Origin of the sequence: Nonomuraea sp. NPDC049269, assembly GCF_043197155.1 — a bacterium.
In the GTDB taxonomy this organism is placed as follows: Bacteria; Actinomycetota; Actinomycetes; order Streptosporangiales; family Streptosporangiaceae; genus Nonomuraea.
This window is the reverse complement of record NZ_JBICSO010000010.1, coordinates 391,647-403,743: the sequence shown is the minus strand read 5'-3', so window position 1 is coordinate 403,743 and position 12,097 is coordinate 391,647. Positions and strand designations below refer to the sequence as shown.

8 protein-coding genes are annotated in these 12,097 nt (G+C 67.6%); 4 read left to right on the top strand and 4 right to left on the bottom strand.

The annotated features are described in order from the left end of the window. Positions 1-13: 13 nt before the first annotated feature. On the top strand, positions 14-1,261 hold the full coding sequence (locus ACGFNP_RS48180) for a tetratricopeptide repeat protein (RefSeq protein WP_393329816.1): 1,248 nt from the start codon (positions 14-16) through the stop codon (positions 1,259-1,261). Positions 1,262-1,727: 466 nt separating this feature from the next. On the opposite strand, the gene ACGFNP_RS48175 is transcribed toward ACGFNP_RS48180, so the two are convergent. Both ACGFNP_RS48175 and ACGFNP_RS48170 read right to left on the bottom strand, forming a co-directional pair. Next, positions 1,728-2,882, bottom strand: a complete 1,155-nt coding sequence (locus ACGFNP_RS48175) for a macrolide family glycosyltransferase (protein WP_393329814.1) — start codon at positions 2,880-2,882, stop codon at positions 1,728-1,730. Positions 2,883-2,911: 29 nt separating this feature from the next. After that, positions 2,912-4,375 carry an MFS transporter gene (locus ACGFNP_RS48170; protein ID WP_358327463.1) on the bottom strand — a complete coding sequence of 488 codons (1,464 nt, stop codon included), beginning with the start codon at positions 4,373-4,375 and terminating at the stop codon, positions 2,912-2,914. Between the two features lie 171 nt (positions 4,376-4,546). On the opposite strand from ACGFNP_RS48170, the gene ACGFNP_RS48165 reads away from it, so the two are divergent. Both ACGFNP_RS48165 and ACGFNP_RS48160 read left to right on the top strand, forming a co-directional pair. After that, the gene (locus tag ACGFNP_RS48165) at positions 4,547-5,005 is read left to right on the top strand and encodes a TetR family transcriptional regulator (protein WP_358327461.1); all 459 of its coding nucleotides are present in this window, start codon (positions 4,547-4,549) and stop codon (positions 5,003-5,005) included. A 408-nt stretch (positions 5,006-5,413) separates the two neighbouring features. Beyond that, positions 5,414-6,970, top strand: a complete 1,557-nt coding sequence (locus ACGFNP_RS48160; protein ID WP_393329811.1) for an amidase — start codon at positions 5,414-5,416, stop codon at positions 6,968-6,970. 857 nt (positions 6,971-7,827) lie between these two features. Here ACGFNP_RS48160 and ACGFNP_RS48155 read toward each other — a convergent pair. Continuing rightward, a complete protein-coding gene (locus ACGFNP_RS48155) occupies positions 7,828-8,514 on the bottom strand; it encodes a TetR/AcrR family transcriptional regulator (RefSeq protein ID WP_393329810.1) in 687 nt (228 codons plus the stop codon). Positions 8,515-8,615: 101 nt separating this feature from the next. Here ACGFNP_RS48155 and ACGFNP_RS48150 point away from each other — a divergent pair, with 101 nt between their 5' ends. Then, positions 8,616-9,734: an FAD-dependent oxidoreductase gene (locus ACGFNP_RS48150; protein WP_393329808.1), complete on the top strand. Its 1,119-nt coding sequence runs from the start codon at positions 8,616-8,618 to the stop codon at positions 9,732-9,734. 382 nt (positions 9,735-10,116) lie between these two features. Here ACGFNP_RS48150 and ACGFNP_RS48145 read toward each other — a convergent pair whose 3' ends face one another. Further along, positions 10,117-11,823, bottom strand: a complete 1,707-nt coding sequence (locus ACGFNP_RS48145; protein WP_393329806.1) for a glycosyl hydrolase 115 family protein — start codon at positions 11,821-11,823, stop codon at positions 10,117-10,119. Between the last annotated feature and the right edge of the window lie 274 nt (positions 11,824-12,097).

The window sequence follows — 12,097 nt, the reverse complement described above, 5'->3', positions numbered from 1 at the left end:
GCGGGGCGCCGCCGTGGTGGCCGGTGCCGTCGCGACGGCTCCGCTGCTGGGCGGCGCGGCCGCGGCGTTGGCCGGCAGCGGTGACGCCGACGCGCTGTTCAAAGCTGGGAAGTTCGAGCAGGCCGGCCGGGCGTACGAGGAGATCCTGAAGAAGGACCCTAAGAACGTGAATGCGGCCCGCCGGCGCGGCTATGTCGGGCTGCTGGCCAACCGGTTCCCCGACGCCGAGAAATACCTCAAGATGGCCGTCGAACTGGCGCCCGATGACAAGGACGCCAACTATTTCCTGGCCGATTGCTACATTCGGCAGGACAAATTCGCCCTGTCCGCACCACACTGGCAGGCGGCCGGCGAGGAAGCCTACGCCAAATGGTTCGCGGCAGTCCGCGGCGATGCCTATCAGATCCACGGCGACATCGCGCAGGTGCCGTGGCTGCAGATGGACCCGATTCCGCTGGTGGAGGCCTCGGTCAATGGCGGACCGCCGAAGCGCTTCACGTTCTATACCGGCGCCCCGAATCTGGGCTTGACCTCGTCGGTGGCCAAGGAGGCCGGGCTGAGCCCTGTCGCCAGTCAGAAGATCGATTTTGAGAACGGCGTCATTTGGGCGCACTACGGGGTGCTGGACTCCTTCAAGCTGGGGGGCATCGAGCTGCGCAACGTCCCCGTGGGCTGGTCGGCGACGGAGTCGGGTGAAGATGTCGACAGTGACAGCGACGGCATGATCGGCACGTGGGTCTTCTACCACCTGCTGACCACCTTCGACTACGCGGGCCGGCAGCTGATCCTGCGCCGCGGCACCCCCGAAACGGCCAGGAAGGCACGCGCCGCCGCCCAACGGGCGGGCGCCAAGTCCCTGCCGCTGTGGCTGGCCCGTGAGCAATATCTGCACAGCAGGGGCAGCGTCGCCGGCTCCGGCTCAAGGGTGGTGGGGGTGAACTTCGGCGGAAGGGGCGAGACCGCCGCGGTCGTGTTCGGGGACACTGCCGAGCAGTTGGGAATCCGTACTGACTACGACCGCCCGATCGGGACTTTTGCCCATAGCCACCCAGCCGTCACCTACCCCTGCTACCCGAAGGAGATCCGCCTCGGCGACGCCACCGCCAAGGAGGTCTACTGCGAGACGCACCCAGGGGCCGCGCTCGCCTCCTTGGGGTTCGACGTGCCAGCCGCCTTCTTCCACTGCTTCTACAAGCCCTACAACATCACCCTCGACTTCACCGACATGAACCTCTACATCGCCCGCGGCAAGGCCACCTGATCACCGAGACCGCACGGCCGTCATGAGAGCTGCCGGCGCCGGTTGATGCTTGGGTTAACGAACGTGCTTCCAATGGAGGCGTGGCCGAGTGTTCTGCTCGAAGATCTCTTCGGCTTGGTGGTAGGAGAGCTGGGCCCGCCCGGTCTCGGGGCACCCGTCGAGCGTCGGCGTTCCGGCTGGGGCCTTGCGGTCGGTGACGTTCAGGCACAGCATCTCCACGTTGTCAGCGAGATCCGGTAGATCCGCGCGGAGGACTTCGCGATGTCCGCACCGGTGAGGTACCGCTCGACCGTCGCGGCGTACGACGGGGGAGGGGCACCACCGGGGCGCGCGGCAGCCGAAGCGCGCCCCGTCCCCGAGTTCGGTCACTGGTTCTGTTGCCACGCCCGCCCCACCCTCCCGTGCCCTGCCGCAGTAAATCCGGTATTTACTGCGGCAGGGGTTGGGCGGGTGTCCGGCCGCGACCTCACTTGGGCAGGCGGGCCTCGATCGCGTCGGCGGCGTGGAGCGCGCCGCCCGCCGCGCGCAGGTCGTCCTGCATGGCGCGTAGCCGCTGCCGGGTGCCGGGGTCGTCGAGCAGGCCGCGGACGGCTTCGCGCACGCGTTCGGCGGTGGCGTCGGTGGGGGCGAGGGTCGAGCCGAGGCCGAGGGCGACGACTCGGTCGGCGGTGGTCTGCTGTTCGGGGGTGTGGGGTATGGCCACCATCGGCACGGCCGCTGCCAGGGCCTCCATCGTGGAGTTCATGCCGGTGTGGGTGACGAAGGCGTCGGCGTGTGCGAGCACGGCGGGTTGTGGGACGTGCTGGTGGGCCTCGATGTTCGCGGGCAGCGGCCCGAGATCGGCGGGACTGATGCCGTGGCCCACGGACATCACGACGTGGTAGGGCTCGTCGGCGAACGCCTGGATGCAGGTGTGGAAGAAGTCCGGGCGGCTGATGATCGTACCCAGCGAGACCAGAACCAGCGGATGTCCGGGGGGCGTCCAGTCCTGCGGGGCGGGCAGCCGGGTGGGGCCGACGAACGCGTAGCGGTCATCGAAGGTCTCGTTGTGCACGTGGAAGGACTTGGGCTGGTAGACGAGGTTGAACTCGGCGGGCTTGTAGAAATCATGCAGCTGGAGTGGGGGGATGCCGTGCCGGCTGAGGATGGCGGCGAACAGGGTGTCGAACTCGGCCTTGACGGGGCTGGTGGCGAACATGTCGACGATGAACTTCCCGAAGTCGTAGCCCTCGCTGGCGGCGTGGGCGGACCAGGACTGGATCCTGGGGAGACGCCACTTGGCGGCGAGCATCGGGCCGGCCCAGGCGAGCCAGTCGTTGACGATCAGATCCGGCCGGTCGTCGGCGTATCCGGTCTCGATCTGCGGCAGAACATGCTCCAGTTGCTGGAGCAGGGCGAGGGTGGCGCGTGCGGCGGCGTCCATGCCGTCGATCACGATGGTCTCGGCGGGGCGGGGTTCATAGGAGATGATCTCGGCTCCGGTCGGGCTGATGCGTTCGGCCATCGACTGATCGGCGGGAAAGGTGACGCGGTGGCCGCGCTCGACCAGTTCCCGGGCGATCGGCAGGAGGGGGTTGAGGTGACCGGACTCGGTGAGGCTCATGAAGGCGAGGTGGGCCATGACGGATCTCCTTGACAGTGAGGGTGGGGTCAGGCGGGGTCGAGGGCGCTTGAGCTGTCGGTGAGGCGGCGGGTGAGGTTCTTGCCGGGCAGGCCCAGGCAGAGCACGGCACAGATGAGGAAGGTGCCGATCGCCCAGGGGGCCGCGTGGGTGATGGCACCGGTCAGGCCCCGGCTCGCGTGGGTGAAGAAGAGGTTGCCGATGATGGCGACGCCCAAAGCGCCGCCGAACTGCTGGGCGGTGGAGAAGATGCCGGAGGCGCCGCCCGCGAGGTGCTCGGGTACCGCGGTGAGGACGATGTTGACCAGCGGCACGACCACGAAGCCGAGGCCGATGCCGGCGACGAGCAGGCCGGGCACGAGCGGCCAGGCCCCGGTGTGCTGGGGGGCCGCGTCGTTCAGGGCGCACTGGACCCAGAGCAGCCCGCCGGCCATCAGCAGGTTCCCGACGACCAGGATGTTGCGGCCGATCTTGGCGACCAAGGTGACGACGACGGGGGCGGAGATGAAGGCGCCGGCGCTCATGGCCATCATCAGCACACCGGCCTGGCTCGGTGTGTAGCCCTGGCCGGTCTGCAGCCAGATGGTGAAGACCAGGAAGAAGCCGGACATGCCTGCACCGAACAGCAGCTGGATCAGCAGGCCTGAGCCGAAAGCCGGCCGCTTGAAGAGCGCGGCGGGCAGCAGCGGGTGCTCGATCCTGCGCCAGGACTCATAGTTCACCAGGGCGGCAAGGGCCAGGACACCGCCGGCCAGGCAGATCCAGCCCCACAGCGGCCAGCCGTTCGAGCGGCCCTCCACCAGCGGTAGCACGATCGCCACCAGGCATAACGCGAGGATCAGGTTGCCGGCCACATCGATGCGTCCGCCGGTGCGTTCCCGTGAGGTGGGGATCCACTTCGCGCCCAGCAGCAGGGTCCCGGCGGCGATGGGAATGTTCACGGCGAAGATGGTGCGCCAGCCCCAGCCGAACAGGTCCCAGTCGGTCAGCACCCCGCCGAGTAGCACGCCCGCGGCGTTCGCGACGCCCGCCGTGACCCCGAACAGGGCGAAGACCTTGCCGCGCTCCGCGCCGTCGAACATGATGCGCAGCGAACCGAGCACCTGCGGCAGCAGGGCCGCGGCGGCCACCCCCTGCACCGCACGGGCGGCGATCAGCTGGCTCGGGTCGGAGGCGATGGCGCTGCCCGCGGACGCCAGGGCGAAGCAGGCCACGCCGGTCAGGAACAGCCCTTTGCGGCCGAACCGGTCGCCCAGATGTCCCGCGATGATCAGCGTTGCGGCGAACCCGAGCATGTAGGCGGATACCGTCCACTCCAGCTCCGCCGGCGAGGCGTGCAGGCTACGGCCGATGGACGGCAGGGCGGTGTTCACTATCGAGGCGTCGATCAGATCCAGCAGCGCCGCGATCATCATGACGATCGCGGCGGCCCACCGCTTCGGATACGCCGCCGGCGCTATGGCCGCGGCCCCTCGGTCATCCACACGGGACATGACCACTCCCTTTGAAGACACCGCCTGGCTCTCGGGCGGAAGCGCCGAAGCCATCCGGCGCGGAGGGCACACCGTCGGATCAGCGGCCCGGGAAGCAGTATCAATCTCTCGCATAAAATAGTCAAATATCTATTTGATTCACTCGTGCGAACGCATGACAGAATCAAGATCATGGCCACCCGGCGCACGCCCCAGGACCAGGAACCGGCCGGGCGGCAGCGGACCAGGCGCTCGCCCGCCCCACACGAGCGGCAGCGCGATGCTGAGCGCACCAAGGCGCGCATCCTCGATGCCGCCGTGGAGGTGTTCTCCGCCAAGGGCTTCGACCGTGCTCGGGTCACCGACATCGCCGAACGCGCTGGTGTGAACCAGCAGCTCATCTCCTACTACTTCAACGGCAAGCGGGGCCTGTTCCGGGAGATCGGCCGCCGCTGGCGGGCCTACGAGGCCGAGACGATCCGCATCGGCCTGCGCGGGCAACGCTCTCGCGGTCTACCCACACCTGGCCCGCGGCCTGTTCGGCACCGACATGGTTTCCCTCGAGCTGGTCGAACACTACGCCGAACAACTTGCCCAGGTGATCAGCTGCCGGGAGCAGTTCCACCCAGCGTGCCGGACTCTCGCAAATGAAGTCCCGCCCCGCGCGGACCGTCGTGACAGCCGTACTTCGCCACTTCCGAGTCGCTCAAGAAGTCGAACGGCGGGCTGACGCCCTGAGCCGCCCCGGCGCGAGCCTCGGTCTGCGGTGATGGCCGACGTGGCGCGGCGGGTGGATGAGCCGGCCGCGCCCGCTTCGAAGGCCGCCCGACCCTCAGCCACCTCGATAGAACAAATTTAAAATGAGTTACCCCGTTTACTGGACAATCCCCGCGCACTATGGCTAACGGTCGAGAGAATAGTCAGTGGCCGGAGAGAGATAGGATGAGCATTGAGACATCTATCTCGTTGCGCGAAGCTTAATTTCATGCCCCTGCCAGTGGATTCGACCCGCCCCCGACCCTGCTGACCTGGGGTGGGCCATCTTGGGCGGCAGAATGAGTGCGCGACTTTGGCCCAGCGAAGGCAGCCGTTTCGACTTTTCCGGCGGATGCGGGCGACTTGTGTGGGGACGAGCGTCTGCAGCAGGCCGTTAGAGTCGAATTTATGGAATGGAATTTTCAGGCGGCCGAAGATCTCGCAGCCGCATTGCGTGCCGGTGAAGTGAGCTCGGTGGAACTGACCGACGAGGCGATCGCCCGTATCGAGCGGGACGACAAGGCGATCAACGCGATTTGCGTGCCGGACTTCGACCGTGCGCGGGCCGCCGCGCGCGGTGCCGACCAGGCGCGCGCCCGCGGCGAGGACCGGCCGCTGCTCGGCATTCCAGTGACGGTCAAAGAGTCCTACAACATCGCCGGGCTGCCCACGACCTGGGGTATGACGCCGCAGGCGAACTTCATGCCGGCTGAGGACGCGGTCCAGGTGTCGCGGCTGAAGGCCGCGGGCGCGGTGGTGCTCGGTAAGACCAATGTGCCGGTGGGGCTGCAAGATATCCAGAGCTTCAACGAGATCTACGGCACCACCAACAACCCGTGGGATCACGGTCGCACGTCGGGTGGGTCCTCGGGCGGATCAGCGGCGGCTCTGGCGTCCGGGTTCGGCGCGCTGTCCATCGGCTCCGACCTCGCCGGCTCGTTGCGCACCCCCGCGCATTTCTGCGGCGTCTACGCGCACAAGCCGACGCTCGGGCTGGCGGCGACCCGCGGCATGGTCGCGCCGCCGGCGCCGCCGTTGCCGGTCGACCTCGATCTGGCCGTCGTCGGTCCGATGGCGCGCACGGCCCGCGACCTCACGCTCCTGCTCGACGTCATGGCCGGACCGGACCCGCTGACGTACGGTGTGGCGTACGACGTGACGCTGCCGCCCGCGCGCCACGAGCGGCTCTGCGACTTCCGAGTCCTGGTGCTCGAGGAGCATCCGTTCATTCCGACCGGGGCCGCTGTGCGGGCGGGCGTGAACCGGGTGGCCGACGCGCTTGTCGACGGCGGTGCCCGCGTCGAACGGCACAGTCCGCTGCTGCCCGATCTGACCGAAGCCGGGCTGCTCTACACGCAGCTGCTTTTTTCGGGGTCCGTTGCCCGTTTTCCCGTCGAAGCGTACGAGCAGCTGCAGACCCGCGCCGCCGAACTGAGCGCGGACGACCAGAGCCTCGACGCGACGCGGCTGCGCGCCATGGTGTTCAGCCACCGCGACTGGATCGAGACGAACAACCGTCGCGAACTCCACCGCCACGGCTGGCGGCAGCTGTTCGCCGAGTTCGATGTCGTGGTCTGTCCGATCACGCCCACTCCCGCGTTCGGCCATGACCACAACCCCAATCCGCTGGAACGCCGGCTCGACATCGACGGTGTCGAGTACCCGTACTTCGACCAGCTCGTCTGGGCCGGTCTGGCCACCATGCCCGGCCTGCCCGCCACCGCCGTACCAGCGGGCCGGTCCCCCGAGGGCCTGCCGGTGGGAGTGCAGCTCATCGGCCCGATGTTCGAGGACCGCACCCCGCTGCGGCTGGCCGAACTGCTCGAGCAGAAGATCGGCGGCTTCCAGGCACCGAGATAGGGCGTATTGCCGGGTATCCGTCGAGGACGAGGTGCGAATCAGTCGCCTCCGGGCAAAGGAGCCGGCCGTCCGGCGCCGGCACTCCCGATGATGCCCGCCATCGCGCCCCGCGCCGGCCATCAACAGCGGACGGGCTAGGTGAGGGGTGAGATCGCGTCGGGCGCGATGGCGGACCCAGCCCATCATCGCGGCCGCCCGTCTGCTGGACGACACTAGCGGGCGGCCAAGCCTGCGCGAATCCATCCGGCGTGGTGTTCGCCGTGTTCGCGGCCTATCCGGGATGGAACGCGAATACACCCGCGACCCCACCCTGGAAGGCCACGAGAGCACCCGCAAGAACAGCAAGGCCATCGGCGGCGCCACCGTCACCGATGAGGCCATGCTGTCCATGGCCCTGCATCAACGCGACCAAGACCTCAGCCTGCGCGAGATCTCCTCCCGCCTGGCACCCCTCCCCGGCCACCGTCATGCGCATGCTCCGCGACCACGACACCGGCATCGCCGAGCTGAATGTAGGAGCGGACGATGCGAAGCAACGGCCGTAGTTTCCTGGCCGGTACCCGAGCCGCGAACTGTCCTTGGTCATGATCCAACACCGTGATCAAACCGAGACGCCGCTCCGAGACTCCTGCGTTATCGCAGGTCAGATGCAAGTTCGTTGAAAATTTCTGCATTGCTACTGGGACCCCGGAAGGCGTCAGGTCCTCGCGGGCGGCTGGGTGTTCGGCCTCGACCCAGGCGTGCTGGGTGCGCATGGTGGCGGCGTCGGGCTGGTCGAAGCCGAGGCCGCCGTGCAGGTCAACGTTGCCGACGGAAGTTCGCGCAACGTGTGCCGGGCGGTGGTCGCTTGTGGTCGTCTAGCGCAGGGCGGCGATACCTGTCAGGAAGATGTCGACGCCGGCGAGGAATTGCCGGCGATCGTCGTGCTCGCGCAGCTGCGTCGCCGCCGCGTGCACGAACGGGTACTGGCTGGGGTTGACTTGCGCCCATTGCGCGGCAGCGGTGTCCAGGAAAGCCGCTCGGTCGGTGTCGCTGTCGGCGAGGTGCCGGGCGTTCGCGGCGTTCTGCACGGCAACACCGAGGACGTAGTTCATGAGCGTGCCGGCCGCGTCGAAGCGCGCTCGCTCGGGGACGGCGAGTGCGTCCAGCAGTCTGGCGATGCTCTCGTAGAAGTCCAGCAGCGCGGGTCGCCATGGTTGCCGGGAGAGTTCTGCCCCGACCCAGGGGTGTGCGTCGATCGCGTCGAACAGGCCCAGGGCCAGGCGGCGCAGGGTTTCGCGCGGGTCGGTATCGATGACCGCGCCGGACAGTACGCGGGTGATGATGTCGTCGGTGGCGGCCGCGAGCAGGTCGCTCTTGTCCGCGACGTGGTGGTAGATCGCTCCGTAGCCGGTGCTCAGGCGAACGGTGAGCGCGCGCAGGGTCAGCGCACTCTCGCCGCCGCTGTCCAGAAGCTCGGTCGCGGCCTGGATGATCAGCTCTCTGGACAGGCCGTCCGTGCGCCGCGGGGCCCGCTGAGATCGCGTCGCGGTTTTCTTGCCCATGGTCCTCATCATCGCACGAGTGGAGCGTCACTCCAACATCGTGTTAGCTTTTGGAGTGACGATCCAATCCGGATCGGTTCAGCGAGTCTGTGAGGAAACCCATGACGACACCGGTCACGATCATCGGAGCGGGCCTGGGCGGCCTGGTGCTGTCTCGCGTGCTGCACGTGTACGGCATCCCGTCCACGGTCTACGAGGCGGAATCCTCCCCGTCGGCGCGCACGCAGGGCGGGCTGCTCGACATCCGCGACTACAACGGCCAGCCGGCGCTGGAGACGGCAGGCCTGACCGAGGAGTTCCGCGAGCTCGTCCTGGAGGGACGCCAGGCGATGCGGCTCCTGGACCGGGACGGGAACGTCCTGCTCGGCCTGCCCGACGACGGGACGGGTGGCAACCCCGAGGTGCAGCGCGGCGAACTGCGGCAGATGCTGCTCGACTCGCTCCCGGCCGGCACCGTCCGGTGGGACCACAAGGTCAGCGGCGTGCGTGCCCTTGGCGACGGCCGCCATGAGGTGGCCTTCGCCAACGGCACCGCCGCCACCACGAGCCTGCTGGTCGGCGCGGACGGCGCCTGGTCCCGAGTCCGGCCACTGCTTTCCGGTGCGACACCGGAGTACACCGGCTTGTCGTTCATCGAAACCCACCTGTTCGATGGCGACAACCGGCACCCGACCAGCGCGAAAACCGTCGGCGGCGGAGCGATGATGGTGCTCGAGCCGGGCAAGGGGATCCTCGCTCACCGGGAGCGCGGTGGGAACCTCCACACCTGGGTGATGCTCTCCAGGCCGCAGGACTGGTTCGCCGATATCGATTTCACCGACCCCGCCGCGGCCATCGCACAGATCGTGCGGGAGTTCGACGGCTGGGCACCGGAGCTCACCGCGCTGGTCACCGACGGCGAGACCGCGCCGGCCCTGCGCACCATCTACACCCTGCCCATCGAGCACCGGTGGGATCGGACACCGGGGGTGACCCTGCTCGGCGACGCCGCGCACCTCTCGGCCCCGAACGGCGAAGGCGCCAACCTGGCCCTGTGCGACGGCGCCGAACTGGGCAAGGCGATCGCCGCGCACTCCGACGACATCGAGACCGCGCTCACCGAATACGAGCAGGCCATGTTCGTGCGCAGCGCCGCGTCCAACGCCGAGGCCCCTGATCTTCAGGTGATGTTGGGCGACGGCACACCCCACAACCTGATCAACGCCTTCACCGGGAGCTGATCAGCACAGGGCGGCGGCGATCCAGTCCTTGATCGGCATGGGGAACAAGAGAACAGCCACCAGCGGTAAGACCGGACGGCGATGTCGTCGTCATGACGACCTTTGACGACGTCCGGGAGTTGTGCCGTGGAACCTACCTACGACCTCACCGACCCCGACGATGCCCGGCGGTTCCTCAACGACGACCCTGCAGGGGGGCATCCGGAAGCGAGCCCATCTGCGTCGGGCAATTGGCCTCGCTGCTGCAGTTTGCAGGGCCGCATCAGGCCAACCACACCCTGACCGGAGATGAGGCGTTGCGGGACTGGCTGACCGAGCCCGAACTGATCGATGCGGTCCGCCTGCACGGGGTCACTTGGGAGGAATTCGCGCCCGTGCTGCGCTACCGGTCGTTGGTCAGCATGACGGTGCCCTCGTTCGGGAAGCCTTCGGGGTGGCTGTGGCCGATGGCGTCGTCCCACTTGCCGTCGCTGATCGTGTTCCAGTAGTCCTCGTCGGTGCGGATGCGCTCGCGGGCCTGCTTCGAGAGCAGCTCGTAGCTTCCCGCGCTGGCGTAGCGACCTTGGGCGGCAGCGAGCTGGTTCTTCCAGTAGTAGCCGATCTGTTCCGCCATGTTGCGGTAGGACTGGACTCGATGGAGCACCTGTTGGTAGAAGGCGGAGCGATAGCGCGGGTCGAGCTTGGCGGAAACACCCTTGAGCGTCGCCACCAGCTCGTTGGACTCGTTGATGTAGCGCTGGAGCTCATCCCCGTCCGAGGTAGCGCTGAACGGGAAGACCTGACCGTTGTGGATCCTTCCTGAGTTCGCGTTGGAGGAGTTGATCTCCCCCCAGAACTCGGCGCGCTTGGTGTTCTCGAGCGCGTCGAACCTTTCCAGCGCGTCGGCGACCACGGCGGCGTCCTTGCCCCTCAGCCGGAAGTCTCGCTGTACGTGCTCGGTGCGGAACCTGGTGTCGTCGTAGCCCTCGACGTCCCACGCGAGCTTGGCGAACAGGTCGAGCTTGATCTCGCCGGGCTTGATGTCCCCGACGTTGAGGATCCAGTAGCGTCCCGCGGCGGAATTCCACGCCCGGCGCAGCTGCTGCACCATCAGGGACATCGGCGTCGAGTTCAGCCACAGGTAGCTCTTCGGCTCGCCCCAGTAGGAGATGTGGTAGTAGACGCCGTTCCCGCCGGACCGGGCGGCTTCGGATCGCGTGGGCACCTGGCGCAGATAGCCCTGGTTGTCCTCGGTCCACATCAGGGTCACGTCGGCGGGGATGTGGTCCTTCAGCCCGGCGTTGTAGAGATCGTTCATCTCCTTGCAGGGGATGAACACCTGCGGCACGGCGTCGGCGCTGCCGTAGACCTCTGCGATCAGTTTGCGCTGCTCGCGAATGACGTCGGCCAGCATCTCGATCTTGTCTTTGAACCCGTACGGGTTGCCGGGTGTGAACACCGGATCGCTGTCGTGCACACCGCGGATGCCCAGGGCGAGGATGTTCTCGAAGCCGGCGTTGGCGACCACGCGCCGGCGCCAGTACTCGAGGATCGCGGGCTTGTTGATCGAATAGTTGAAGGCCGCCACGGCGTCCGGGCCCTTGATGTCGAGCGCGTCCTTGTTGCGGTCGTACCACTGTCGCCACTCGCCCTCGTTGTTGCGCAGCATGAGCTCGGCGTGGGAGGAGGATGCGACCACGCCGTACGCCGCCGCCTCGCGGGCGTTGATCGGTGTCCCGTTGTCGTACGTCCCGGTGTCGGTGACCGCGTTGAACGCCCTGGAGGCCAGGTGCATCGCCGGCCACAGCGTGTTGAGCCTGAGCCGCAGCATCAGCTCATAGACGTGCCGGTAGTAGTTGACATCAGGCGTGCCGTCGCGGGTGGGGAACTTCTTCTTCGCCCACGCGATGGTGCGTTCTTCGTCGTTGATGAAGATTCCGCGGTACTTGACGTCCGGCCCGTCCTCGACCCGGGTCTTGCCTTCGACCTCGATGTCGTCGCGCTGCCTGACCGGCACGTCACTGTACCAGTACCAGGGCGAGACGCCGATCTCCTCGGAGATCGAGTAGATCCCGTAGATCGTCCCGCGGGCATCGCTGCCCGCGATCACCAGCGCGTTGCCGACTCCGGGGAGCGGGTTCTTGATGGTCTTGGTCGCGTACGCCTCCCACGTGCCCTTGATCCCGGCGGCCTCGTCGAACTTGCCGGCTGCGACGATCTCGTCGATCAGCCGGCTCTGTCCGAGCTGGCCGACGATGATCGCGGTCTTCTGACCCGTGGCGTTGGTCAGCAGGGCCGGCTCGCGGTAGAGCTCTTGATCGAGCAGTTCGCCGCACGATCACAACGCGAGGGCGAGACGATCCGCCTGCCTACCGAGCTGGTGC